This is a genomic window from Streptomyces sp. MNU89 (genome assembly GCF_020982505.1).
Classification (GTDB): Bacteria; Actinomycetota; Actinomycetes; order Streptomycetales; family Streptomycetaceae; genus Streptomyces; species Streptomyces xinghaiensis.
Genome location: NZ_JAJKLL010000001.1, coordinates 3,661,593 through 3,684,732, shown reverse-complemented (window position 1 = coordinate 3,684,732; position 23,140 = coordinate 3,661,593). Strand labels below are relative to the sequence as shown.

The following is a 23,140-nucleotide window of genomic DNA, read 5'->3' as shown; positions in this document are numbered from 1 at the left end:
ACCGCCGCGTCCTGGCCCGTACGGCAGGATGGCCCCATGACGAGCGTGCGTGACGAGCAACCCGTACGGCCCACCCTCCAGGACGATGTGGCCGCCGCCGCCGGCGAGGTGATCGGGGGCCCGGCCGGGCGCCGGGCACGGTACGGCACCGGCTGGTGGACTCCCGTACGGATCATCGCCCTGCTCGCCATCGGGATGTTCGCACTCGGCATGGTCCAGAAGCTGCCGTGTTATGACGGCGGCTGGTTCCACGGCGCCGGCACCCAGTACACCCACGCCTGCTATTCCGACATCCCGCACCTGTACAACGCACGCGGCTTCGCGGCCGACCTCATTCCGTACTTCGACCGGCTGCCCGGTGACATGGAGTACCTCGAATACCCCGTGCTGACCGGGGTGTTCATGGAGGTCGCCTCCTGGCTCACCCCGCACGACGGCACGATCCAGCACCGCGAGCAGATCTACTGGCTCGTCAACGCCGGGATGCTGATGATCTGCGCGGCCGTCATCGCCGTCAGCGTGGCCCGTACGCACCGCCGCCGCCCCTGGGACGCCCTGCTGGTCGCCCTCGCGCCGGCCTTCGCCCTCACCGCGACCATCAACTGGGATCTGCTGGCCGTCGCCCTGACCGCCACCGCGATGCTCATGTGGTCCCGCGGCCGCCCGCTCCCCGCCGGTGTCCTGATCGGGCTGGCCACCGCCGCCAAGCTCTACCCCGTACTGCTTCTCGGGCCGCTGTTCCTGCTCTGCCTGCGCGCGGGGCGGATGCGGGCGTACGGCGGCGTGCTGGGCGGAGCGGTCGTGGCCTGGCTCGTGGTGAACGCGCCGGTGATGGCGCTGGCGCCGGAGGGCTGGAAGAAGTTCTACACGTTCAGCCAGGAACGGCCCGTCGACTTCGGCTCGTTCTGGCTGATCATCTCCCAGCGCACGGGCGACCCGCTGGAAGGGGCCAATTCCTGGGCCACGGCCCTGACCCTGCTGTCCTTCGCCGGCATCGCCGTGCTGACGCTCCGCGCGCCCCGCCGCCCGCGCTTCGCCCAGCTGGCGTTCCTGGTCGTGGCCGTCTTCATCCTGTTCAACAAGGTCTACTCCCCGCAGTACGTGCTGTGGCTCGTACCGCTCGCCGCGCTGGCCCGGCCGCGCTGGCGGGACTTCCTGATCTGGCAGGCCTGCGAGGCCGTCTACTTCCTCGGCATCTGGATGTACCTGGCCTACACCTCCAGCGGTGACGCGCACCGGGGGCTCCCGGCCGAGGGCTACCAGCTGGTCATCCTGGTGCATCTGCTGGGCACCCTCTACCTCTGCGCGGTCGTCGTCCGCGACATCCTCTTCCCCGAGCGGGACCCGGTCCGGCGGGACGGCTCCGACGACCCCTCCGGGGGCCTCCTGGACGGCGCCCCGGATGCCTTCGTCCTGCGCCGCCCCGCGCCGCACGCGGAGCAGCCGCCGTCCTTCGGCGGACAGCGGCTGCAGTGGGGCGTGGAGGCGGGCGGGACGGCGCAGCGGGGTGACCCCGGGCTGAGCGGGGTGCCGGGCTGAGCGGGGGTGACCGGGCGGGCAACGGCCTCAGCGGTCGACCATGCGGTCGAACTGGGTGGTGGTGTGCCGCAGATGGGCCACCAGTTCGTCACCCACCTGCGGCGGTGCCACCTCGGAGGGGACGAAGAGGATCGACACCTGCATGTGCGGCGGTTCCGCGAACCAGCGCTGCTTCCCGGCCCACACGAACGGCGACAGATTGCGGTTGACGGTGGCGAGCCCGGCCCGGGCGACGCCCTTCGCGCGCGGCATGACGCCGTGCAGGGCCTTCGGGGCCTCCAGACCCACGCCGTGCGAGGTGCCGCCCGCGACGACCACCAGATGGCCGTCGGAGGTGGCCTTCTGCTGGCGGTAGCCGAAGCGGTCGCCCTTGGTGACACGGGTGACGTCCAGGACCGCGCCGCGGTACTCCGTCGCGTCGTGGTCGCCCAGCCACAGCCGGGTGCCGATCCGGGCGCGGAAGCGGGTCTGCGGGAACTGCTGCTGGAGCTGGGCCAGTTCACCGGCCGCGAGGTGGCTGACGAACATGGTGTGCAGCGGCAGCCGCGCGCTGCGCAGCCGGTCCATCCACCCGAGGACCTCCTCCACCGCGTCGGAGCCGTCCGTGCGGTCGAGCGGCAGATGCAGCGCGAAGCCCTCCAGGCGGACGTCCTCGATGGCCGCGTGCAGCTTGGGCAGATCGTCCTCCACCACGCCGTGCCGCTTCATACTGCTCATCAGCTCGATGACGACCCGTGCGCCGACCAGCCCGCGCACCCCCTCCACGGAGGACACGGACCGCACCGCGCGGTCCGGCAGCGGCACCGGCTCCTCACCCAGCCGGAAGGGGGTGAGGACCAGCAGATCGCCGCTGAAGTAGTCCTTGATCCGGGCGGCCTCGTAGGTGGTGCCCACGGCCAGCATGTCGGAGCGGAAGCGGGTGACCTCCTCCGCGAGCCGCTCGTGGCCGAAGCCGTAGCCGTTGCCCTTGCAGACCGGGACCATGCCCGGGAACTGCTGGAGAACGGACTGCTGATGCGCCCGCCAGCGAGCGGTGTCGACATAGAGGGTGAGCGCCATGGCCGGTCCGGTACCTCTCTCGTGTTTTCGGTGGATGAGCTGTGAACGGCGGTCAGCGGCTGAAGCGGCGGCTGCGGCGGCCCGGGCGGGGTCAGCGCCGCGACATGTAGATGTCGAGCGCCTTGTGCAGCAGCTTGTTGAGCGGGAAGTCCCACTCGCCCAGGTACTCGGCCGCCTGGCCGCCGGTGCCGACCTTGAACTGGATGAGCCCGAACAGATGGTCGTTCTCGTCGAGGGAGTCACTGATGCCGCGCAGGTCGTAGACGCTCGCCCCGAGCGCGTAGGCGTCGCACAGCATCCGCCACTGCATGGCGTTCGAGGGCCGCACCTCGCGCTTGTGGTTGGCGGAGGCGCCGTAGGAGTACCAGACGTGGCCGCCGACGATGAGCATCGTGGCGGCGGCGACGTTCTCGCCCTCGTGCCGGGCGAAGTACAGGCGCATGCGGTTGGGGTCCTCGGCGTTGAGCGCCTTCCACATGCGCTGGAAGTAGCTCAGCGGCCGCGGCCGGAAGCGGTCGCGCTCGGCGGTGGTCTCGTACAGCCGCTGCCACTCGGCGAGGTCGTCGTAACCGCCCTGGACGACCTCCACGCCGGCCTTCTCGGCCTTCTTGATGTTGCGCCGCCAGAGCTGGTTGAAGGACTTGTGGACGTCCTCCAGGGAGCGGTTCTCCAGCGGTACCTGGAAGACGTAGCGCGGCTGGACGTCACCGAAGCCCGCGCCCCCGTCCTCCCCCTGCTGCCAGCCCATCCTGCGCAGCCGGTCGGCCACCTCGAATGCGCGCGGTTCGATGAACGTGGCCTCGACGTCCCGGAGCCGCTTGACGTCCGGGTTCTGGATACCGGCCTTGATCGCGGGGGCGTCCCAGCGGCGGATGACGACGGGCGGGCCCATCTTGACGGAGAAGGCGCCCGCCTGCTTGAGGTGGGCCAGCATCGGCTGCAGCCAGTCCTCGAGATTGGGCGCGAACCAGTTGATGACCGGGCCCTCGGGGAGATACGCCAGATACCGCTTGACCTTGGGAAGCTGCCGGTAGAGGACCAGCCCGGCGCCGACGAGGCGGCCGGATCCGTCGAACCATCCGAGATTCTCCGAGCGCCACTCCGTCTTCACGTCCGCCCACGCCGGAACCTGGCAGTGGCTGGCCGAGGGCAGGCTCTGGATGTACGCCAGATGCTGCTCACGGCTGATGGTCCTCAGGGTCAGGCTCATGCGGGGTGCTCCTCGGCAGGTTCGTCCCCAGGGGGTTGGGGCTCCGGCTCTCGCCGCGAAGCCTACTGCGCCGGGGCGGACCCCGTTCGGGCGTACGGCCCCGAGGGGCCGCGCCGGGAGCGGCCCCGGGCCGGCCCGCACCTGCCGGGGAGCGCGGGCTAACCGATCAGCCCGCCGAAGAGACCGCCGTTCGCCATGCCGAGGAAGAAGCCGAACCCCGCCGCTCCCAGACCGATGATCAGCGCAAAGCGCTCGGCGGTCGTCGCGGAGATCATCTGGCCCCAGGCCCCGCTGAGGATGCCGAGCAGGCCGGTCCAGGAGCTGACCAGGTGCAGGTCGTCGAATTGCGCGGTGATGAAGGCCACCACACCGAGGACCACGGTGGCGGCGACAAAGCTGTTCTCGACGGGGTGGGCCCTGCCGTCGCTGTTGAAGACGGAACTGACGGCGGAGAGGGGGTTGCGGTGATGACGTACTGGCTGCGCCATGAGACACCTCCTGGCGGAAAGCGGCGAACTGTAGCGCCGGTCACACCCGATGTACCCAGATTGCGGGGCCCTGCCACGGGATTTCAACCGGAAGCGGACTTGCGGGTAGGCTGAACGGTCTGCACCGGTGTCCACATGCCCGGCCCTCATCCCCGGCTCCTCCCGGATTCCCGCGGTTGTCAGTGCCGGCGGGTACCGTTGCGCACGCATCACGACCCTCCTGCCACGGAAAGACCGTGGCCGCTGAGTCCAGAGGAGGTGGGTTCCACATGCGTCACTACGAGGTGATGGTCATCCTCGACCCCGATCTCGAGGAGCGCGCAGTCGCGCCGCTGATCGAGAACTTCCTTTCCGTCGTCCGTGAGGGCAACGGCAAGGTCGAGAAGGTCGACACCTGGGGCCGTCGTCGTCTCTCGTACGAGATCAACAAGAAGCCCGAGGGCATCTACTCGGTCATCGACCTCCGGGCCGAGCCCGCGGTCGTCAAGGAGCTCGACCGTCAGATGAACCTGAACGAGTCGGTCCTCCGGACCAAGGTCCTCCGTCCCGAGACCCACTGAGCGCCCGCGCTCCGGCGCACGTTCAGCGGTGATGCCCGGGGCTGAACCGGGCAGCGCTGAGTAGTCCGGTCCACCAGCAATCCGCAGCCAGCAGAACCCGCCGAGAGGTACCCCTATGGCAGGCGAGACCGTCATCACGGTCGTCGGCAATCTCGTCGACGACCCCGAGCTGCGCTTCACCCCGTCCGGTGCGGCGGTCGCGAAGTTCCGTGTCGCGTCCACCCCCCGCACCTTCGACCGCCAGACGAACGAGTGGAAGGACGGCGAGAGCCTCTTCCTCACCTGCTCGGTCTGGCGGCAGGCGGCGGAGAACGTCGCCGAGTCGCTCCAGCGCGGCACGCGCGTCATCGTGCAGGGCCGCCTGAAGCAGCGGTCCTACGAGGATCGCGAGGGCGTCAAGCGCACGGTCTACGAGCTGGACGTCGACGAGGTCGGCGCCAGCCTGCGCAATGCCACGGCCAAGGTCACCAAGACCACCGGCCGCGGCGGACAGGGCGGCTACGGCGGTGGCCAGGGCGGTGGCGGTCAGGGTGGCGGCGGCTGGGGCGGCGGCCCCGGCGGCGGCCAGCAGGGCGGCGGCGGGGCTCCCGCCGACGACCCCTGGGCGACCGGCGCACCGGCCGGCGGCGGACAGCAGGCCGGCGGCGGCGGTGGCTGGGGCGGTGGCTCCGGCTCCGGTTCCGGCGGCGGCTACTCGGACGAGCCGCCCTTCTAAGCCGCGAGGCCCCGACCGGGCGGTCAGCGAAACTTTTTGATCACACTGGAGAGAGACAATGGCGAAGCCGCCTCCGCGCAAGCCGAAGAAGAAGGTCTGCGCGTTCTGCAAGGACAAGACCGCGTACGTGGACTACAAGGACACGAACATGCTGCGGAAGTTCATTTCCGACCGCGGCAAGATCCGTGCCCGCCGCGTCACCGGCAACTGCACCCAGCACCAGCGCGACGTCGCCACGGCTGTGAAGAACAGCCGTGAGATGGCGCTGCTGCCCTACACCTCGTCCGCGCGATAAGGGAAGGGTGACCGGACCATGAAGATCATCCTCACCCACGAGGTCTCCGGCCTCGGTGCCGCGGGCGACGTCGTGGACGTCAAGGACGGCTACGCTCGCAACTACCTGATCCCGCGCGGTTTCGCGATGCGCTGGACCAAGGGCGGCGAGAAGGACGTCGAGCAGATCCGCCGCGGCCGCAAGATCCGCGAGATCGCCACGATCGAGCAGGCGAACTCCGTCAAGGCCCAGCTGGAGTCCGTGAAGGTCCGCCTGGCCACCCGCTCGGGTGACTCCGGCCGCCTCTTCGGCTCCGTCACCCCGGCCGACATCGCCTCGGCGATCAAGCAGGCCGGCGGCCCGGACGTGGACAAGCGCCGCATCGAGCTCGGTGCGCCGATCAAGACCCTGGGCGCGCACCAGGTGTCCGTGCGTCTGCACGCCGAGGTCGCCGCCAAGGTGGGCGTCGAGGTCGTCGCCGCCTGATCGCGGCGCTCGACAGAGCGTGTACGGGGCCGTATCCCCTCCGCGAGGGGGTACGGCCCCGTGGCATGTCCGGGGCCGCGTGGCTTCCGAAGGATCCCGGTGGCTTCCCGGGGGTCCGGGCGGGCGCGGTCTGCCACGCGGCACCCGCCGGGACGGCCGTGCCGTGCCCCGGGCCGCCGTCTCCGTGCCGCCCAGCCCTCCCGGGCGTGGCGACCGGGCCTCCGGGGCGGCTCCGGGCCCCCGCGGGGCTCTCAGCCCCGTACGGCCCCGGTGACCAGCCAGCGGCCGGAGGCGGCGCGCAGGCCCAGGGTGACCAGCCGCACGGCCATCATCAGCCCCATCACCCACCACAGCGCGGTCAGGCCGCCGCCCAGTGCCGGCACGGCCAGGGCGAGCGGGGCGAAGACGGCGAGGGTCGCGAGCATCGCCCAGGCCAGATACGGCCCGTCGCCGGCACCCATCAGCACCCCGTCCAGTACGAAGACGACCCCGGACACCGGCTGGACGAGCGCCACCACCAGCAGCGCGGGCAGCAGCAGGCCGTGGACGGCCTCGTCCGCGGTGAACAGGGGGAGCAGCAGGGGCCGGGCCAGGACGAGGAGCAGGCCCAGGACGACCCCGGAGGCTATGCCCCACTGCACCATGCGACGGCATGCGGCCCGGGCGCCCGCGGTGTCCCCCGCGCCCAGGTAGCGCCCGGTGATGGCCTGCCCGGCGATGGCGATCGCGTCCAGCGCGAAGGCCAGCAGCGACCAGAGGGTCAGCACGATCTGGTGGGCGGCCACTTCCGTGTCCCCGAGGCGGGCCGCCACCGCGGTGGCGATCACGAGGATGGCGCGCAGCGAGAGGGTGCGGACCAGCAGCGGGGCGCCCGCCCGCGCGCAGGCGCGGATTCCCGCCGCGTCCGGCCGCAGCGAGGCGCCGTGCCGCCGGGCGCCCCGGACGACCACGGTGAGATAGGCGGCGGCCATACCGCACTGGGCGATGACGGTGCCCCAGGCGGAGCCGGCGATGCCGAGCCCGGCGCCGTACACCAGCAGGGCGTTGAGCGCCGCGTTCGCGGTGAATCCCCCGACGGCGATGTGAAGCGGGGTGCGGGTGTTCTGCAGCCCGCGCAGCACGCCCGTGGCGGCCAGGACCACCAGCATCGCCGGGATGCCGAGCGCGCTGATGCGCAGATAGGTGACCGCGTACGGGGTCGAGGTGCCGGAGGCGCCGAAGAGGCCGATGAGCCAGGGTGCGGCGGGGAGCGCGACGGCGACGACGGCGGCGCCCAGGAGCAGGGCGAGCCAGATGCCGTCCATGCCCTGCCGGATCGCGGCGGGGAGGTCGCCGGCTCCGACGCGGCGGGCCACGGCGGCGGTGGTGGCGTAGGCGAGGAAGACGAAGACATTGACGGCGGTCATCAGGAGCGCGGCGGCGATGCCGAGACCGGCCAGTTGGGGAGTGCCGAGGTGGCCGATGATGGCGCTGTCGGCCATGACGAAGAGGGGCTCCGCGACCAGGGCGCCGAAGGCGGGGACGGCGAGTGAGACGATCTCGCGGTCGTGGCGGCGGCCGGGCCGGGGCGGCGCGGGGGCCTGGGACATAGGCCGACGGCTCCAATCTTCCACAGGTAAGGGACGGAGTTTATCCCCAGCCCTTACCGGCTCGGTATCCCGGCGGTCCGCCGGGGCCTCTTTCCCGTGATCTCGGCCGGGTTGCGGATTTTTTTCTTCTGCACAGCCGGTGGATGACGAAGCAGCAGGTCAGGACGGTATCAATGGTGTGATTGGCGTACTGTCCACAGGGCTGTCCCCTGGCTCGTGCACAGGTTGGGGCGAGTTCTCCACAGGATGCGATCCGTCGTCCACACACCCTGTGGATAACTTTCTTGGTCCTCCGCTCCACCGGCCCTACGGTGGTCCGGCCACCGCACTGAACTCGACGCGCCGCCACGGCAGTCGAGCATCCCATTTGTCAGAGCCGTGCCGTAAGAAAGAGTCGCACGGCGAGGGGGTCTGCCGGGCGGTGAACAGTCCGCGTCGCGGACGGGAGGAGGTGCCGGAATGACCCAGCCGGACATGGAAGACACCTGGGCACCGGACGTCCGCCCGGGCGAGCGGCTGCCCGCGTCGCGCCCCGCACACCGGGGCGAGCGCGCCCGCACCGACCAGCACGACCGCGGCCGGGAGGATCCGTGGTCCGGCCCGGGCGGAGGGTCCGGCTTCGAGCGGGTGCCGCCCCAGGACCTGGACGCCGAGCAGTCCGTTCTCGGCGGCATGATGCTCTCGAAGGACGCCATCGCCGATGTGGTGGAGGTCCTCAAGGGCAGCGACTTCTACCGCCCCGCGCACGAGACGGTCTACCAGGCCGTTCTCGACCTCTACGCCAAGGGCGAGCCGGCCGACCCGATCACCGTCGCCGCCGAGCTGACCCGGCGCGGCGAGATCACCCGCGTCGGCGGCGCCTCGTACCTCCACACCCTCGTCCAGTCGGTCCCCACGGCCGCCAACGCCGAGTACTACGCCGAGATCGTCCACGAGCGCGCGGTGCTCCGCCGGCTCGTCGAGGCGGGCACCCGCATCACGCAGATGGGATACGCCGCCGACGGCGATGTCGACGAGATCGTCAACAACGCCCAGGCGGAGATCTACGCCGTCACCGAGCAGCGCACCAGCGAGGACTACCTCCCCCTCGGCGACATCATGGAGGGCGCGCTCGACGAGATCGAGGCGATCGGCTCCCGCAGCGGCCAGATGTCCGGGGTGCCGACCGGCTTCACCGACCTCGACTCGCTCACCAACGGGCTCCACCCGGGCCAGATGATCGTCATCGCGGCCCGCCCCGCGATGGGCAAGTCCACCCTCGCCCTGGACTTCGCCCGGGCCTGCTCGATCAAGAACAACATGCCGAGCGTCATCTTCTCCCTGGAGATGGGCCGGAACGAGATCGCGATGCGTCTGCTGTCCGCGGAGGCCCGGGTGGCCCTGCACCACATGCGCTCGGGCAGCATGACGGACGAGGACTGGACCCGCCTCGCCCGCCGGATGCCGGACGTCTCCCAGGCACCCCTCTACATCGACGACTCCCCGAATCTCTCGATGATGGAGATCCGGGCCAAGTGCCGCCGGCTGAAGCAGCGGAACGACCTCCAGCTCGTCGTGATCGACTATCTCCAGCTGATGCAGTCCGGCGGATCCCGGCGGCCCGAGAGCCGCCAGCAGGAGGTCTCGGACATGTCCCGGAACCTGAAGCTGCTCGCCAAGGAGCTGGAGGTCCCGGTCATCGCGCTGTCGCAGCTGAACCGCGGACCCGAGCAGCGGACCGACAAGAAGCCGATGGTCTCCGACCTCCGCGAGTCCGGCTCCATCGAGCAGGACGCCGACATGGTGATCCTGCTCCACCGCGAGGACGCCTACGAGAAGGAGTCCCCCCGGGCCGGTGAGGCGGACCTGATCGTGGCCAAGCACCGCAACGGCCCGACGGCCACCATCACCGTCGCCTTCCAGGGCCACTACTCCCGCTTCGTCGACATGGCACAGACCTGATCCGGCCTGCTGTAGTAGGCCCATGACTGCCTCCTTCGAAGATCTTCTGCCCGAGACGGCCCGTGCGCTGTACCACCGGATCGCCGTGGCCCAGACCGAGGGCCGGACGCCGTCCCTGGTGGCGGCCGTGGTGCGCGGCGGCCGGACCGTCTGGAGCGCGGGGCGCGGTACGGCCGCGGACGGGACACCGGGGGACGGGACGCAGTACCGCGTCGGGTCGATCACCAAGGTCTTCACCGCGGTGCTGGTGCTCCGGCTGCGGGACGAGGGCCTGATCGGGCTCGACGACCCGCTGGAGAGGCATCTGCCGGACACCGGCGTGGGGGAGGTGACCATCGCCCAACTGCTCTCCCACAGCGCGGGTCTGGCCGCCGAGGCGCCCGGGCCGTGGTGGGAGCGGAGCCCGGGGGAGCTGCGGCCCGGTCTCGCGGACGTGCTGGGGGACCGGCCGGTGCTGCATCCGGCGGGCCGGGTGCACCACTACTCCAACCCCGGCTACACCCTTCTCGGCGCCCTCGTGGAGAAGCTGCGCGGAGAGCCGTGGGAGGAGACGCTCCTCCGGGAGGTGCTGGAGCCGCTGGGGATGACGCGCACCGGCGTGCGGCCCCGCGCTCCCTACGCCAAGGGCTGGGCGGTGCATCCGTGGGCGGACGTCATGCTGCCCGAGCCGGCCGAGGACCTCGGGATCATGGCCCCTGCCGGGCAGCTGTGGTCCACCACCGCGGACCTGGGCCGCTTCGCCGCCTTTCTGATGCGCGGCGACGAACGGGTGCTCGACCCGGAGACGGTGGCCGGGATGCGCCGTCCCGCCACCGTGCCGGCACCCGGTGGCTGGGACGCCGGATACGGCCTCGGCCTGCAGCTGTTCCGCCGGAACGGACGGGCGTTCTCCGGACACACGGGGTCGCTGCCGGGCTATCTGGCAACCCTGTGGATCAGCACCGAGGAGGACGTCGCCGGACTGGTGATGGCCAACGTCACCTCCGGCCCCGCGGTCGGTCAGGTGGCGGCAGATCTGGTGGAGATCGTGGCGGAGCGCGAGCCGCCGATCCCGGAGCCCTGGCGGCCGCTTTCCGAGGCCGATCCGGCGCTGCTGGAACTGACCGGCCCCTGGTACTGGGGCCCCACACCCTTCGCGCTGCGGCTGCTCCCCGGCAGCGGGCTGGAGCTCGCCGCACTCGCCGGCGCGGGCCGCACCTCTCGCTTCCGAGCCGCCCAGGACGGTACCTGGACCGGACTGGACGGCTACTACCTCGGTGAAACGCTCCGGGCCGTCCGCCGCCCGGACGGTTCTCTCAGCCACCTGGACCTGGGCAGTTTCGTCTTCACACGGGAGCCGTACGACCCTTCGGCGCCGGTGCCGGGCGGAGTGGACCGGGAGGGCTGGCGGGCGGCCGAAGCCCACCCGCCGCGGTGATGCCCGGCGCGCGGTGCGGACGGGTCCGGAGACGGGTCAGAGCCGGAGCTTGAAACCGATGTGCGAGCCGGTGAAGCCCAGCCGCTCGTAGAAGCGGTGGGCGTCGGTACGGGTGGCGTCCGAGGTGAGCTGTACCAGCCCGCACCCCCGGCGCCGGGATTCATCGACGGCCCACCCGATGAGCCGGGTGCCGAGCCCGCTCCCGCGCTCGTCGGCATGGATGCGGACGGCCTCGATCACCGAGCGGGTGGTACCCCGGCGGGACAGTCCGGGGATCACCGTGAGCTGCAGGGTGCCGACCGGCCGGCCGTCCCGTACGGCCACCATGAGGTACTGGTTGGGGTCCGCGGTGAGCTGGTCGAGGGCGGCGCGGTACGGGGCCAGGTCCTCGGGGGATTCCCGTTGGGCGCCGAGTGGGTCGTCGGCCAGCATGGCCACGATGGGGCCCAGGTCGTCCGGGGTGGCGGGACGGATCGCAAGCGTGCTCATCATCAGGAGTCTAGAAGCGGGGATCACCTGGATCCGTTTCACGTGAAACTGCCTGTTTCACGTGAAACGGACCGGCCCGGAGGCCGGGACGGGGCCTGGGCCCGGGACGGGAGGGCTCAGCCCAGATCCGGCGCGTGAAGGGCCCGTACGCCCTCGATGTTGCCGTCCAGATAGTGCCGCAGTGACAGCGGTACGACCTCCACGGACGCCAGTCCGACGCGGGTGAACGGAATCCGCACGATCTCGTACTCCCCGCTCGGCTCCTCGATCTCGGGGCCGTGCCGCCGGGACGGGTCCATCGACTCCAGCCGGCAGAGGAAGAAGTGCTGCACCTTCACCCCGGCCGCCCCGTCCTCCGTGGCGTGCTCCACGGTGTCGACAAAGGCCGGGACCACATCCGTCACCTTCGCCCCCAGCTCCTCGTCCACCTCCCGGTGGAGAGCATCGACGACGGTGGCGTCCTCCTGCTCCACCCCGCCGCCGGGCGTGATCCAGTACGGGGGACGGCCCGGTTTCGTCCGCTTGATCAGAATCATGTGGTCGCCGTCGAGCAGAATGGCGCGGGCGGTGCGCTTGACCACCAACCGTTCGGTCATGGGGTTGATGTGGCCCAGGGCGGCCCGATCGAAACACCCGCGCCCGGACGCGCTCACCGGCCGACCGCGGGGTGCGCTCTCCCGCTGTCGCCGGCGTGCTGTGCGTCAGCGCCGGGGCGCACCGGCGCGGCACCGCGGGAAGGCGGGCGTCCAGCGGAGGGGCGGAGGCGTCGGGAGGACCGCGAGCCCGGCCGATTCCGGGCGAAACCACCCACGACGGGCGGGCGGCAGGTGCATGTGCCGTGAGGTTGGTGCCGTCAGGGTGATTGGACAATGACTGACTGTCAACTAGCCTTGTGGAAGCGGTTTCTCGCGCGCGGAACCGAGGACGGCTCGAACCATGAGGGGGGAGGTTCGAGCCGTCCGGCCGTCGCGGTCCATCAGCCCTGCGCCGCCGGGCCGGCCGCCTCGTCCAGGGCCCGCAGCACGTCGGTGAGCAGATCGTCCGTGTCCTCGACACCCACCGAGAAGCGGATGAAGCCCTCCGGCACGGCGTCCCCGCCCCACCTCCCGCGCCGCTCGGCCGTGGACCGTACGCCGCCGAAGCTCGTGGCCTCGTCGACCAGCCGCAGGGCGGCCAGAAAGCGTTCCGCGTGCGCCCGGCCGGGCAGGGTGAACGAGACGACGCAGCCGAAGCGCCCCGCACGCATCTGCGCCGCGGCGACCGGGTGCGCGGGATCGTCCGGCAGCCCGGGGTGGCGCAGCCCGGTCACCTCGGGACGTTCGCGCAGCGCCTCGGCCAGCGCCATGGCGGTCACCGCCTGCCGGTCGACCCGCAGCTGGAGCGTGGCCAGCGAGCGGTGCGCGAGCCAGGCCTCCATGGGGCCGGTGACGGCGCCCGCGGTCTTGCGCCACTTCCGCACCGCCGCGGCCCGCTCCGGATCGCGGCAGCAGACATAGCCCAGCAGCACATCGCCGTGCCCGGTCAGCGCCTTGGTGCCGCTGGCCACCGAGAAGTCGGCGCCCAGGTCGAGCGGGCGCTGGCCGAGCGGCGTGGCCAGGGTGTTGTCGACGGCGACGAGTGCGCCCGCCGCATGAGCCGCCCCCGCCAGCCGGCGGATGTCGCAGACGTCGAGGCCGGGATTGGACGGAGTCTCGATCCACAGCAGCTTCGCGCCGTCGAGCACCCCGAGCTGTGCGTCCCCCGCCGTCGGCGCGGTGCGCACCTCGACGCCATAGGCCTCCAGCCTCTCCCGCACCAGCGGCAGCGCCTGGTAGCCGTCGCTGGGCAGCACCACGGCGTCCCCGGAGCGCACCTGGGAGAGCAGCACGGCCGAGACGGCGCCCATCCCGGACGGGAAGACGACGGTCTCGGCCGCGGTGCCCGGGGATTCCAGCTCCCCGATGGCCTCCTCGAGCCGGGTCCAGGTCGGGTTCTCGTCGCGGCCGTAGGTATAGGGACCGACCGGTTCGCCCGGCAGGTGGTAGTGGGCGGCGAACACCGGCCCGGGCAGCGAAGGTTCGTACGCCACCGGCTCGGGAAGCCCGGCCCGGACGGCACGTGTTCCGTCTCCGGTCATCTCGCTCATCCGTCCATCATCGGTCAGTCCCGTCCGGTCCCGGTCAGCGGCCGTCGGGCAGCATCATGTTCACCGCCCAGGAGACGACGGAGATGATCAGGCCGCCGAGCACGGCGGTCCAGAAGCCCTCGACGTGGAAGGGGAGATCGACCAGATCCGCGAGCCAGGAGGTCAGCATCAGCATCAGCGCGTTCACGACCAGCGTGAACAGCCCGAGGGTGAGGACGAAGAGGGGCAGTGACAACAACTGCACCACCGGCTTCACCACGATGTTGACCACGCCGAAGATCAGCGCGACCAGGAACAGCGCCAGCGTCTTGCCGCCTGTGCTGTCCCCGGTGAGCGTGATGTCCTTGAGCAGCCAGATGGCCACGGCCAGAGCGGCCGCGTTGGCGAGCGTCTTGACTACGAAGTTCGTCATGGTGTGATCGTCCCAGATGGAACCGGCTGAGCCGAGGGGTGGAACGAGGGGTGGGCATGAAGGTCTTCCGGCTGGACGAACTGGACGCGGAACGCGCCGCGAACGAGGGCGCGTATCTGCAGTTCCTGCGCGAGCGGAACATGTCGGCGGGGCTGTACGCGCTCGACGCGGGGTCGATCGACCCGCAGCAGCCGCACCGGCAGGACGAGATCTACGTCGTCATCACCGGCCGGGCCTCGATCACGGTCGGCACCGAGACCACCACGGTGGCCCGCGGCAGTGTCGTGTACGTACCGGCCGGGGTGCCGCACAAGTTCCACCACATCAGCGAGGACCTCCGGGTCATGGTGGTCTTCTCTCCCCCGGAGAGCTGACCCACCGCCTCCGGGCCCCGTAGGGGACGGGTCAGGGAAGGACGGGGGCAGCGGCCCCTCCGCCGCGCTCCCGGCGCGTCTAGCATCGGAAGCAGCCGGAGATCCCGGCTCGGCAATCGGGAAGCAGGGGAACGACAGTGGCGGTCAAGGAGATCTTCGAAGGTCTGCCGTGGTGGGTGAAGTGGGTCGCCGTTCCGGTCCTGGCGCTCATCGTGTTCGGCGGCCTGCTCATGAACGTGGTCGGCTTCATCATCGGACTGCTGTTCAAGGTTCTGGTGTTCGTCGCCCTGGTGGCCGGTCTGGTCTACGTCGTCCGGAAGTTCGGCACCGCCTCACGGGACGGGTCCTCGCGCGGCGACTGGTGAAGCTCGCCGCCGGTGCCGGCCGGCGCCGTGGCCACCGGCCGGCCGGGATGCCCGTGTCCGGCCCGCGTCCGAGCCCCGGCCCGCCGGCCGGGGCTCGGCGCCGTCGCGTTCATCCCGTCGTCTTTCTCCGCCCCGACGCCATGGCGGTCAGCAACTCCTTGCGCCGAAACGGCTACGCTGCGCACTGGGCGGACTTCCCTGTGGCCCCGCCCGCACCTGAAACACCTGCACCACCACTCCTAGCGGTCCCGCCGGAGCGTTGAGCACCACGGCGCCGGGAGGACCGAGGAGGCTCCAGGACAGGCCACCCGAGCGACACGGGGCAGTGGACCATGCGCGACACGATTCAGGCAGAGCTGATGATGAGCTTCCTCGTCTCCGAGGAGCTCTCCTTCCGCATTCCGGTGGAGCTGGAGTACGAACCGGCCGACCCCTTCGCGGTCCGCTTCACCTTCCATCTGCCGGGCGACGCACCGGTGACCTGGGCATTCGCCCGCGATCTGCTGCTGGACGGGCTGAGCGCGCCCACCGGTGACGGTGACGTGCACATCGCTCCCGTCACCCCCGGCGTGCTCTCCGACGTCTTCATCCGGCTCCAGGTCGGCGAGGACCGCGCCACCTTCCGGGCGGGCGCGGCCCCGCTGGTGGCCTTCCTCGACCGGACCGACCGCATCGTCCCCATGGGACAGGAGCAGTCCGCAGGAGACTTCGACGACCGTCTGGCGGAGACACTCGACCGCATCCTCTCCCAGGCCCGCAACGCGGGCTGAGTTCGCGGGGCCGCACGGACGGCGGCGGGCCCGGCCGGCCACCGGCCCGGCACACCCGGCGCCTTCGCCCGCGCGGTTACGGCTTGCGGCGGCGCCCGCGCCCGCCCGCCCTCCGCGCGCCGCGGCTGCCCGTCTCCGTCCCCGCACCCGGCGCCGAGACGGCCGCCGCCGACCGGTCCGCCGAGACGACGAGCGCCGCGAGGCCGGTGGTGACCGGCACCGAGGCGATCAGCCCGATGCTGCCCACCAGCGTCCGGACGATCTCCTCGGCCACGACCTCGCTCAGTGCGACCGTGCCGACGCTGCTCCGCGCGATGGAGAACAGCAGCAGCAGCGGCAGGGCGGCACCCGCGTAGGCCAGCACCAGGGTGTTGACCACCGACGCGATGTGGTCGCGCCCGATCCGGATGCCCGCCCGGTACAGCCGCCGCGCCGACATCGTCGGGTCCGCCTGCTTCAGCTCCCACACCGCCGAGGTCTGGGTGACCGTCACATCGTCGAGCACGCCCAGCGAACCGATGATGACGCCGGCCAGCAGCAGGCCGCTCATCTCGATGTCCGGATAGAGGCCGTGGATGAGCCCGGTCTCGTCGGAGGTGTTGCCGGTCAGCCTCGCCCAGTCGATGAAGACGGACCCCAGGACACCGATCAGCAGCAGGGAGATCAGCGTGCCCAGGACGGCCACGGAGGTACGGGCCGTCAGCCCGTGGCAGAGGTAGAGCGCGGCCAGCATGATGGCGCTGCTGCCGATCACCGCGACGAGCAGGGGATTCTCCCCCTGCAGGATCGCGGGGAGGATGAAGAGCGTCAGCACCCCGAAGCTGACGACCAGGGAGACCAGCGCGAACAGACCGCGCAGCCTTCCCACCGCCACCACGGCGAGCGCGAAGAGCCCGGCGAGCAGCGAGATCGGGACCTCGCGGTCCACATCCGTCACCGAGTACTGCAGCTCCCGGGGCGCGTCCGGCGCGTACGCCACGACCACGCCCTGACCCTCGCTCAGCCGGCGGGTGGAGTCCGGCTGGACGATCTCCGTGAACTCGCGTCCCTTGTCGTCGCCGGTGGTGACGCGCACGGTCGCCTTCTCGCAGATGTCGCCGCGGGCTTCCCCCGGTGTGCCGGGCGTCTCCGGCTGCCCCTCGCCGGGCGGCTGTCCGCCTCCCGCGTTCACGTCGGAGCACCTCACCTTCTCGACGTCGACGACTTCGCCCTGCTCCATCTGCCGGTCCATGCCGACCCCGCTCGGCTCGTGCCCCGGCGCGCCACCGGGCCAGAGCACCAGCAGCCCGACGGCGACGGCCGCGGCGAACGGGATCAGCACCGCAGCGATGATCTTGCGCAGTCTCCGGGACACGGGGGCCGCGGGGCCGTGGGCGTGGGTGTGCGCGTGGCTTTCGGGAGTCGAGGTCACTGCCAGATCATCGCAAGAAGAGGGGCCCTCTGGTCATGAACACCGGGGCGGCGTTAGCGTGGGGGCTGCCTTTGCACACGCGGGAGCTCGGAGCACCGGGCTGAGAGGGCGCTGACCTCCGTACACGGAATGGCCGGGACCGGCCGTACCGTCGCGGAAGCCGCTGCGCCGACCGCCGAACCTGGTACCGGGTAATGCCGGCGTAGGGAGTAGGTCTCATGACCGTTCAGGACGCGCACACGTCTGCTCAGGAACCCGGCGGGAACGGGAACGGGCCGATCGGATGGCACAAGGACCATCTGACCGGCTCACGCCCGGACTTGCGGGTTCCGGTACGACGGGTGCACCTCACCAACGGCCGCGACGTCACGCTGTACGACACGTCCGGCCCGTACACCGATCCCACTGTCGACACCGATGTCCGGCGCGGCCTGGCGCCGCTCCGGGAGGGCTGGATCACCGGCCGCGGCGATACCGAGGAGTACGACGGGCGGCCGCCGCGCCCCGAGGACGACGGCCTCAGGGCCACCGGCCCCGGCGGCGGGCTGCGGAATCTCGACGCCGTCTTCCCCGGCGGGCCGCGGCGCCCCCGCCGCAGCCGGGACGGCTCCCCCGTCACCCAGCTCGCCTACGCGCGACGCGGCGAGATCACCGCCGAGATGGAGTACGTCGCGCTCCGGGAGAACGTCCCCCCGGAGACCGTCCGCGAGGAGATCGCCGCGGGGCGTGCGGTGCTGCCGGCCAACGTCAACCACCCCGAGACCGAACCGATGATCATCGGCAAGCGGTTCCTGGTGAAGGTCAACGCCAACATCGGCAACTCGGCCGTCACCTCCTCCATCGAGGAGGAGGTCGAGAAGATGACCTGGGCCACCCGCTGGGGCGCCGATACGGTCATGGACCTGTCCACCGGCCGCAACATCCACACGACCCGCGAGTGGGTGCTGCGCAACTCCCCCGTCCCCATCGGCACCGTCCCGCTCTACCAGGCCCTGGAGAAGGTCGACGGCCGTGCCGAGGAGCTGACCTGGGACATCTACAAGGACACCGTCATCGAACAGGCCGAGCAGGGCGTGGACTACATGACGGTCCACGCCGGGGTCCTGCTCCGCTACGTTCCCCTGACGGCCCGCCGGAAGACCGGCATCGTCTCGCGCGGTGGCTCCATCATGGCCGCCTGGTGCCTGGCCCACCATAAGGAGAGCTTCCTCTACGAGAACTTCGAGGAGCTCTGCGAGATCCTCGCGGCCTATGACGTCACGTTCTCGCTCGGCGACGGGCTGCGCCCCGGCTCGGTCGCGGACGCCAACGACGAGGCGCAGTTCGCCGAACTCCGCACCCTGGGCGAGCTGAACACCGTCGCCAAGGCCCACGGCGTGCAGACGATGATCGAGGGCCCGGGCCATGTCCCGATGCACAAGATCAAGGAGAACATCGACCTCCAGCAGGAGATCTGCGAGGAGGCGCCGTTCTACACGCTGGGCCCGCTGACCACCGATGTGGCACCCGGCTACGACCACATCACCTCGGGCATCGGGGCGGCCATGATCGCCTGGTGGGGGACGGCGATGCTCTGCTACGTCACCCCCAAGGAGCACCTGGGGCTGCCCGACCGCGACGACGTGAAGACCGGTGTCATCACGTACAAGATCGCGGCACACGCGGCGGATCTGGCGAAGGGGCATCCGGGAGCCCAGGAGTGGGACGACGCGCTGTCCGACGCGCGTTTCGAGTTCCGCTGGGAGGACCAGTTCAACCTGGCGCTCGACCCGGACACGGCACGGGCCTTCCACGACGAGACCCTCCCGGCCGAACCGGCGAAGACGGCCCACTTCTGCTCGATGTGCGGGCCGAAGTTCTGTTCGATGAAGATCTCTCAGGACATCCGCCGGCGGCACGGCGGGGAGATGGAGGAGATCGAGGCCGGTATGGCGGAGAAATCCCGGGAGTTCGCGGCGGCGGGCAACCGGGTCTATCTGCCGGTCACCGACTGACCGAACGGGTTCCCGTCCCGTCCGTCCCGCCCCTCCGGCGCGAACGCGCTTCCGGAGGGGCGGGACGGACGGCCGGCGGCCGGGGGCGGCGGCTACTCCGGCTGGTGCTCCGGGCCGCCGTAGTCCGGGCTGGAGAAGCCGGGGCTGTTGAAGCTGGGGCGCGTGCTGCCCCGCCCCGGGTCGTCGCCCGTGGCCGGGCTGCTGAATCCCGGCTTGCTGTAGCCGAGTTGGGGCGTGCGGGCCTCCGGAGCCCCGGCCGGGTCCGGGGCGCCGCCGTACGGGCTTCCGGTGGCCTGCCCGGCCGCCGGCGGCTCCTCCAGGGCCTCCCGCAGGAACGGCACGATGCCGCGGTCGAGCAGGGCTTGCCGCCAGGCCTCCCGGGCCCGGGCCAGCTCGCTCGTCCGGTCCTCCTCGGCCGAGGCCCGCAGGGAGCCGGCGCCGTCGCGCCGCGCGGTGAACAGCAGGCCGAACATCGCGATGACGATGCCCGCGGCGGTCAGCGCGAGGAAGATCCAGCCGGCAGTGATGATCGGTTCTGCCATCGGCTGCTCGGGGCTGACCAGATGGAGCAGGTAGCCGATCAGCAGGAAGATCGCCGCCGCGGCGCCTGCCAGTACCGGAGCCAGCACGGCGAAGACCGCGAGGAGTCCGGCACCGGAGCTCTCGGCGACCTCGCCGACGGCTCCGGCGAAGCCCGCTCCGTTCCCGCCCCTGCCGTCCTTCCCGCTCATCCCCGGGCCCCGCCCCGGCCGTCGTCCTGCGGCGGGACGCGGCGCGACTCGTCGCGGAGCTCGGTGTACTGCCGGTACTCGGCCGCGGCGCGGGCCGCGATCTCCGGGGCCGCGTCCAGGGCTCTGGTGCGCAGCTGCTCGGCGTTGAGCCGCCGGCCGACGGCGCCGAGTTCCGGGCGCCGGTGCGCATGACGCAGAACCTGGTCGAGGACTCGCGCGAAGTCGGGGCGGTCCTCGGGAAGCAGATGCGGTGCGCTGTTCATGTGCATCCCCCGATGCTCCGTAGGCCCTGGCACGCCGATTCTCACCGGGCGGAAGGGCGGAAACGGAGGAGAGCCTGCTGCGGATAAGCCGATGGTAGGGCGCCCACGGCACGCGGTGACAGGGTGTTGCCGGAAATTGACCCGACCGTGGACCTGACTACCTGCCCCCGCAGCGGACCGCGTAATCCTCAGCCCGGCAGCGGCAGTTGCGCGACCAGCATCTTTCCGGCCATGGTGACGCCGCCGTCCATGGCGATGGCCAGCCCGTCGGCGTAGACGTGCGGGCCGTCGACGACGGGCGCGCCGTCGTCCTCGCCGTCCTCGCTGCCCACCTGGCCGGTGAGATACGGGATCGGGCTGTGACCGTGGACGACGCGCCGGCCGCCGTACGCCCCGAGCAACTCGCGGACGGCCTCGGCGCCGCCCTGGTCGCGGAAGGCGAAGCGCTTGGTGAACTTGCGGAACAGGTCCCAGCACTCCTCGGCGTCGGCGCGCTGAAGGGCTTCGGTCACCGCGTCGTTGACGGCCTCGATCGAATCGCCGTAGTCGAGGTAGGCCGTGGTGTCCGAGTGGAGGAGCAGATGGCCGTCCTCCTCGGCCATCGCGTCGAGCCGGGACATCCACTGGACATGGTGGTCCTGCAGCCGGTCCATGTCGCTGCGCTGCCCGCCGTTGAGCAGCCACGCGGCGTGGAAGGACGCGGTTCCCGCGCCGGAGGACACCGGGGTGTCGCCGAAGCGCTTGGCGCCGATGAGCAGCAGCTCGTGATTGCCCATCAGGGCCTTGCAGTAGCCGCCGGCCGCGGCGGCCTCGGCGGAGAGCCGCATGACGAGATCGATGACCCCGATGCCGTCCGGGCCGCGGTCGGTGAAGTCGCCGAGGAACCACAGGCGGGCGTTGCCGGCGGCCCAGCGGTCCTGGGAGTCGATCAGCCCCTGGGCGAGCAGGGCGGCCCGCAGCTCGTCGAGGTAGCCGTGGACGTCGCCGACGACGTACAGCGGGCCGGGGCCGTCCGCGGGGGCGGTGGCGCCCGCCTCGGGTTCGGGTACCGGTGGCATGAGGGGCACCGTCGGCACGTCCGGGGTGGGCACGCGGCCGACCACTGGGAGGTTCCGTTCGGTGGGGGTGTAGCCCTCGTCGGCCGCGTACGGCGGAACCGCAGCGTTCACGGGCTCCACCGGCATGGCCATCATGCCCCGCACCGCGGGTCCCTGACCGGCCCCCTGGATCATCGACCCCTCCACCATCGCGCCGCCGTGCACCGGTCGGACCTGCCTCCCCGCTGCGGGCGGAGGCACTCGCCCCGCCTCAGGGTGGGGAGGCCCCTCGTGGTCAAGGGATCCGCGGTGTCGTGCGCCCATCATAGGAATGCCGCTCGTGGGTTGTGACGCACCAGGGAGCCGGCAATCACCGCGATGGCGTGAGCGCCGGGAGTTTGTGCCGGATTGCCCTGGTGGTCGCGGTGGTTGTGGTGACCGTCCTTCCCGGTGGCAGCGCCGGTCCCGCCGGTCCCGCCGACCGTCGGGACGGCCGGGTGCCCTCCGCGTCAGGCCGGTTCGGCGGGTGACCGGGGCGGGCTGACGGTAGTGCGCGAGGTCCGCGGCTGGGAGGAGGTGCGCACGATCAGCTCGGTCGGTATCACCTGCTCCACCGGCCGCCCCTCGTCCAGGCCCTCGATGGCGTCGATCAGCAGCTGGACGACCGCGGTGCCGATGCGGCGCGGTTTGAGGGAGAGGGTGGTGACGGGCGGCTCGGTGCTGGCGTAGACGGTGGACTCGCTGCAGCAGACCAGCAGCAGGTCGTCCGGGACCCGCAGGCCGTAGCGGCGGGCGGCGGCGAGGAGATCCGTGCCGTTGGGGTCGAAGAGGCCGTAGACGGCGTCCGGCCGGTCCGGGCGGGCCAGCAGCCGGTCGGCGGCCACCGCTCCGGCGCGCGGGTCGTGGGCGGGGTACTTCTCGTAGACCGGGTCCTGTCCGGCCCGTTCGCACCAGGAGAGATAGGCGCTGGTGGAGAGCCGGGTGTAGGTGTCCGTGGTGGTGCCGGTGAGCAGGCCGATCCGGCGGGCACCGGCGTCGGCGAGATGGTCGAGCAGGCCGAGGACGGCGGCCTCGTGGTCGTTGTCGACCCAGGCGGTGACGGGTACGGAGCCGGCGGGCCGGCCGTCGGAGACGACGGGGATGCGCTGCCGGGCGAGCTCGGTGACGACCGGGTCGTGGTCGGAGGGGTCGATGACGACCGTGCCGTCGAGGGCGACGTTGGACCAGACGTCGTGACGGGAGGTCGCGGGGAGGATGACGAGCGCGTAGCCGCGGGCCAGCGCGGCGGAGGTGGCGGCGCGGGCCATCTCGGCGAAGTAGGCGAACTCGGTGAAGGTGAAGGGCTCGTCCCCGTAGGTGGTCACGGTCAGGCCGATGAGGCCGGATCTGCCGGTGCGGAGGGTGCGGGCGGCGGCGGACGGCCGGTATCCGAGCCGCTCGGCCACTTCCCGGACATGGCGTCGGGTGGCGTCGGGGAGCCGGCCCTTGCCGTTGAGGGCGTCGGAGACAGTCGTGATCGAGACACCGGCGGCGGCGGCCACGTCCCGGATGCCCGCCCGCCCCAGCCGACGGCTGGTCGACCGGCTCACCTGGTGCTTCTCTGCTGCTGTCATGGCCAGCCGATACTAGGGCGACTGGGCTCCGGCCGAGGGGGTCGGCGATGAACCGTCAAGAGTCACGTTTCTGCAAGATCGAATCTATCAACTGTCTTTATATCAAAGGTCGTTGGGCGATTCCCCGGCTCTCATTGGGGCCGGGATGTGCTGATGTCCAGTGAACGATGTTTGTTGTGCAGCGGTCTCAAGTCACCTGGAAGAGTGACGCGCACCAGGGCGCGGACCACCGGCGTGCGCCGTGGGGAAGCGCGCGCCTCCCGGTTGTCCCGGCCCAT

Annotated in this window: 24 protein-coding genes and 1 riboswitch; of the genes, 11 read left to right on the top strand and 13 right to left on the bottom strand. The window is 71.3% G+C overall.

Annotated features, from left to right (window positions below; genetic code table 11):
* The first annotated feature begins 36 nt into the window (after positions 1–36).
* Positions 37–1,539 (top strand): glycosyltransferase family 87 protein, encoded by a 1,503-nt coding sequence (locus tag E4N63_RS15865; protein ID WP_230240999.1) that lies wholly within the window; start codon positions 37–39, stop codon positions 1,537–1,539.
* A 27-nt stretch (positions 1,540–1,566) separates the two neighbouring features.
* Here the strand turns inward: E4N63_RS15865 and E4N63_RS15860 are convergent, their stop codons facing one another.
* From E4N63_RS15860 to E4N63_RS15850, 3 genes are all read right to left on the bottom strand, one after another.
* On the bottom strand, positions 1,567–2,598 hold the full coding sequence (locus E4N63_RS15860; protein WP_230240998.1) for an alanine racemase: 1,032 nt from the start codon (positions 2,596–2,598) through the stop codon (positions 1,567–1,569).
* Positions 2,599–2,689: 91 nt separating this feature from the next.
* The gene (locus tag E4N63_RS15855; protein ID WP_230240997.1) at positions 2,690–3,808 is read right to left on the bottom strand and encodes a peptidoglycan bridge formation glycyltransferase FemA/FemB family protein; all 1,119 of its coding nucleotides are present in this window, start codon (positions 3,806–3,808) and stop codon (positions 2,690–2,692) included.
* Positions 3,809–3,966: 158 nt separating this feature from the next.
* The gene (locus E4N63_RS15850; RefSeq protein ID WP_043464464.1) at positions 3,967–4,296 is read right to left on the bottom strand and encodes a hypothetical protein; all 330 of its coding nucleotides are present in this window, start codon (positions 4,294–4,296) and stop codon (positions 3,967–3,969) included.
* Positions 4,297–4,565: 269 nt separating this feature from the next.
* On the opposite strand from E4N63_RS15850, the gene rpsF reads away from it, so the two are divergent.
* From rpsF to rplI, 4 genes are all read left to right on the top strand, one after another.
* A complete protein-coding gene (gene rpsF, locus E4N63_RS15845) occupies positions 4,566–4,856 on the top strand; it encodes a 30S ribosomal protein S6 (RefSeq protein ID WP_019707397.1) in 291 nt (96 codons plus the stop codon).
* A 115-nt stretch (positions 4,857–4,971) separates the two neighbouring features.
* Positions 4,972–5,571 carry a single-stranded DNA-binding protein gene (locus E4N63_RS15840; protein ID WP_125622581.1) on the top strand — a complete coding sequence of 200 codons (600 nt, stop codon included), beginning with the start codon at positions 4,972–4,974 and terminating at the stop codon, positions 5,569–5,571.
* A gap of 58 nt (positions 5,572–5,629) precedes the next feature.
* Positions 5,630–5,866: a 30S ribosomal protein S18 gene (gene rpsR, locus E4N63_RS15835; RefSeq protein WP_004950692.1), complete on the top strand. Its 237-nt coding sequence runs from the start codon at positions 5,630–5,632 to the stop codon at positions 5,864–5,866.
* An 18-nt stretch (positions 5,867–5,884) separates the two neighbouring features.
* The gene (gene rplI, locus E4N63_RS15830) at positions 5,885–6,331 is read left to right on the top strand and encodes a 50S ribosomal protein L9 (RefSeq protein ID WP_019707399.1); all 447 of its coding nucleotides are present in this window, start codon (positions 5,885–5,887) and stop codon (positions 6,329–6,331) included.
* A 251-nt stretch (positions 6,332–6,582) separates the two neighbouring features.
* On the opposite strand, the gene E4N63_RS15825 is transcribed toward rplI, so the two are convergent.
* Positions 6,583–7,920, bottom strand: coding sequence for an MATE family efflux transporter (locus E4N63_RS15825; RefSeq protein ID WP_125622580.1), 1,338 nt, complete (start codon positions 7,918–7,920; stop codon positions 6,583–6,585).
* A gap of 474 nt (positions 7,921–8,394) precedes the next feature.
* Here E4N63_RS15825 and dnaB point away from each other — a divergent pair, with 474 nt between their 5' ends.
* Complete coding sequence (gene dnaB / locus E4N63_RS15820; RefSeq protein ID WP_039820362.1) at positions 8,395–9,861, top strand: replicative DNA helicase; 1,467 nt, start codon at positions 8,395–8,397, stop codon at positions 9,859–9,861.
* Positions 9,862–9,883: 22 nt separating this feature from the next.
* Complete coding sequence (locus E4N63_RS15815; RefSeq protein ID WP_125622579.1) at positions 9,884–11,278, top strand: serine hydrolase; 1,395 nt, start codon at positions 9,884–9,886, stop codon at positions 11,276–11,278.
* A 36-nt stretch (positions 11,279–11,314) separates the two neighbouring features.
* Here E4N63_RS15815 and E4N63_RS15810 read toward each other — a convergent pair whose 3' ends face one another.
* The 4 genes from E4N63_RS15810 to E4N63_RS15795 all read right to left on the bottom strand — a co-directional run bounded on the left by E4N63_RS15810 (position 11,315) and on the right by E4N63_RS15795 (position 14,304).
* Positions 11,315–11,767, bottom strand: coding sequence for a GNAT family N-acetyltransferase (locus E4N63_RS15810; RefSeq protein WP_230240996.1), 453 nt, complete (start codon positions 11,765–11,767; stop codon positions 11,315–11,317).
* A gap of 116 nt (positions 11,768–11,883) precedes the next feature.
* Positions 11,884–12,363, bottom strand: coding sequence for an NUDIX domain-containing protein (locus E4N63_RS15805; protein WP_019707403.1), 480 nt, complete (start codon positions 12,361–12,363; stop codon positions 11,884–11,886).
* A 380-nt stretch (positions 12,364–12,743) separates the two neighbouring features.
* Positions 12,744–13,883, bottom strand: a complete 1,140-nt coding sequence (locus E4N63_RS15800) for a cystathionine gamma-lyase (protein WP_230242506.1) — start codon at positions 13,881–13,883, stop codon at positions 12,744–12,746.
* Positions 13,884–13,926: 43 nt separating this feature from the next.
* Positions 13,927–14,304, bottom strand: a complete 378-nt coding sequence (locus E4N63_RS15795) for a phage holin family protein (RefSeq protein ID WP_227958888.1) — start codon at positions 14,302–14,304, stop codon at positions 13,927–13,929.
* A gap of 56 nt (positions 14,305–14,360) precedes the next feature.
* Between E4N63_RS15795 and E4N63_RS15790 the strand changes: the two genes are divergently transcribed.
* From E4N63_RS15790 to E4N63_RS15780, 3 genes are all read left to right on the top strand, one after another.
* On the top strand, positions 14,361–14,678 hold the full coding sequence (locus E4N63_RS15790; protein ID WP_043464479.1) for a cupin domain-containing protein: 318 nt from the start codon (positions 14,361–14,363) through the stop codon (positions 14,676–14,678).
* A 137-nt stretch (positions 14,679–14,815) separates the two neighbouring features.
* On the top strand, positions 14,816–15,043 hold the full coding sequence (locus E4N63_RS15785) for a DUF5326 family protein (protein ID WP_019707407.1): 228 nt from the start codon (positions 14,816–14,818) through the stop codon (positions 15,041–15,043).
* Between the two features lie 332 nt (positions 15,044–15,375).
* Entirely contained in the window at positions 15,376–15,813 is a 438-nt protein-coding gene (locus tag E4N63_RS15780) for an SsgA family sporulation/cell division regulator (protein WP_030543712.1), read from the top strand.
* Positions 15,814–15,889: 76 nt separating this feature from the next.
* On the opposite strand, the gene E4N63_RS15775 is transcribed toward E4N63_RS15780, so the two are convergent.
* Positions 15,890–17,224 carry a YibE/F family protein gene (locus tag E4N63_RS15775; RefSeq protein ID WP_230240995.1) on the bottom strand — a complete coding sequence of 445 codons (1,335 nt, stop codon included), beginning with the start codon at positions 17,222–17,224 and terminating at the stop codon, positions 15,890–15,892.
* Between the two features lie 69 nt (positions 17,225–17,293).
* Positions 17,294–17,450, top strand: a riboswitch (TPP riboswitch).
* On the opposite strand from E4N63_RS15775, the gene thiC reads away from it, so the two are divergent.
* Positions 17,443–19,218: a phosphomethylpyrimidine synthase ThiC gene (gene thiC, locus E4N63_RS15770; protein WP_230240994.1), complete on the top strand. Its 1,776-nt coding sequence runs from the start codon at positions 17,443–17,445 to the stop codon at positions 19,216–19,218. (Overlaps the previous riboswitch by 8 nt.)
* Positions 19,219–19,310: 92 nt before the next feature.
* On the opposite strand, the gene E4N63_RS15765 is transcribed toward thiC, so the two are convergent.
* The 4 genes from E4N63_RS15765 to E4N63_RS15755 form a co-directional block, all read right to left on the bottom strand.
* On the bottom strand, positions 19,311–19,949 hold the full coding sequence (locus tag E4N63_RS15765; RefSeq protein ID WP_308188699.1) for a hypothetical protein: 639 nt from the start codon (positions 19,947–19,949) through the stop codon (positions 19,311–19,313).
* Positions 19,946–20,212, bottom strand: a complete 267-nt coding sequence (locus E4N63_RS31150; protein WP_308188698.1) for a hypothetical protein — start codon at positions 20,210–20,212, stop codon at positions 19,946–19,948. The genes E4N63_RS15765 and E4N63_RS31150 overlap by 4 nt, the downstream gene beginning before the upstream one ends.
* A gap of 188 nt (positions 20,213–20,400) precedes the next feature.
* Positions 20,401–21,459, bottom strand: coding sequence for a metallophosphoesterase (locus tag E4N63_RS15760; RefSeq protein WP_125622590.1), 1,059 nt, complete (start codon positions 21,457–21,459; stop codon positions 20,401–20,403).
* Between the two features lie 299 nt (positions 21,460–21,758).
* Positions 21,759–22,862: a LacI family DNA-binding transcriptional regulator gene (locus E4N63_RS15755; RefSeq protein WP_230240993.1), complete on the bottom strand. Its 1,104-nt coding sequence runs from the start codon at positions 22,860–22,862 to the stop codon at positions 21,759–21,761.
* Positions 22,863–23,140 lie beyond the last annotated feature (278 nt).

What these genes read in the sequence shown, in the direction of transcription:
- E4N63_RS15860 (WP_230240998.1), bottom strand. Translation starts at nt 2,598, where the DNA reads ATGGCGCTCACCCTCTATGTCGACACCGCTCGCTGGCGGGCGCATCAG.
- E4N63_RS15800 (WP_230242506.1), bottom strand. Translation starts at nt 13,883, where the DNA reads ATGACCGGAGACGGAACACGTGCCGTCCGGGCCGGGCTTCCCGAGCCG.
- dnaB (WP_039820362.1), top strand. Translation starts at nt 8,395, where the DNA reads ATGGAAGACACCTGGGCACCGGACGTCCGCCCGGGCGAGCGGCTGCCC.
- E4N63_RS15850 (WP_043464464.1), bottom strand. Translation starts at nt 4,296, where the DNA reads ATGGCGCAGCCAGTACGTCATCACCGCAACCCCCTCTCCGCCGTCAGT.
- rpsR (WP_004950692.1), top strand. Translation starts at nt 5,630, where the DNA reads ATGGCGAAGCCGCCTCCGCGCAAGCCGAAGAAGAAGGTCTGCGCGTTC.
- E4N63_RS31150 (WP_308188698.1), bottom strand. Translation starts at nt 20,212, where the DNA reads ATGAACAGCGCACCGCATCTGCTTCCCGAGGACCGCCCCGACTTCGCG.
- thiC (WP_230240994.1), top strand. Translation starts at nt 17,443, where the DNA reads ATGACCGTTCAGGACGCGCACACGTCTGCTCAGGAACCCGGCGGGAAC.
- E4N63_RS15825 (WP_125622580.1), bottom strand. Translation starts at nt 7,920, where the DNA reads ATGTCCCAGGCCCCCGCGCCGCCCCGGCCCGGCCGCCGCCACGACCGC.
- E4N63_RS15780 (WP_030543712.1), top strand. Translation starts at nt 15,376, where the DNA reads ATGCGCGACACGATTCAGGCAGAGCTGATGATGAGCTTCCTCGTCTCC.
- rpsF (WP_019707397.1), top strand. Translation starts at nt 4,566, where the DNA reads ATGCGTCACTACGAGGTGATGGTCATCCTCGACCCCGATCTCGAGGAG.
- E4N63_RS15815 (WP_125622579.1), top strand. Translation starts at nt 9,884, where the DNA reads ATGACTGCCTCCTTCGAAGATCTTCTGCCCGAGACGGCCCGTGCGCTG.
- E4N63_RS15810 (WP_230240996.1), bottom strand. Translation starts at nt 11,767, where the DNA reads ATGAGCACGCTTGCGATCCGTCCCGCCACCCCGGACGACCTGGGCCCC.
- E4N63_RS15795 (WP_227958888.1), bottom strand. Translation starts at nt 14,304, where the DNA reads ATGACGAACTTCGTAGTCAAGACGCTCGCCAACGCGGCCGCTCTGGCC.
- E4N63_RS15865 (WP_230240999.1), top strand. Translation starts at nt 37, where the DNA reads ATGACGAGCGTGCGTGACGAGCAACCCGTACGGCCCACCCTCCAGGAC.
- rplI (WP_019707399.1), top strand. Translation starts at nt 5,885, where the DNA reads ATGAAGATCATCCTCACCCACGAGGTCTCCGGCCTCGGTGCCGCGGGC.
- E4N63_RS15840 (WP_125622581.1), top strand. Translation starts at nt 4,972, where the DNA reads ATGGCAGGCGAGACCGTCATCACGGTCGTCGGCAATCTCGTCGACGAC.
- E4N63_RS15755 (WP_230240993.1), bottom strand. Translation starts at nt 22,862, where the DNA reads ATGACAGCAGCAGAGAAGCACCAGGTGAGCCGGTCGACCAGCCGTCGG.
- E4N63_RS15790 (WP_043464479.1), top strand. Translation starts at nt 14,361, where the DNA reads ATGAAGGTCTTCCGGCTGGACGAACTGGACGCGGAACGCGCCGCGAAC.
- E4N63_RS15765 (WP_308188699.1), bottom strand. Translation starts at nt 19,949, where the DNA reads ATGAGCGGGAAGGACGGCAGGGGCGGGAACGGAGCGGGCTTCGCCGGA.
- E4N63_RS15805 (WP_019707403.1), bottom strand. Translation starts at nt 12,363, where the DNA reads ATGACCGAACGGTTGGTGGTCAAGCGCACCGCCCGCGCCATTCTGCTC.
- E4N63_RS15855 (WP_230240997.1), bottom strand. Translation starts at nt 3,808, where the DNA reads ATGAGCCTGACCCTGAGGACCATCAGCCGTGAGCAGCATCTGGCGTAC.
- E4N63_RS15760 (WP_125622590.1), bottom strand. Translation starts at nt 21,459, where the DNA reads ATGGTGGAGGGGTCGATGATCCAGGGGGCCGGTCAGGGACCCGCGGTG.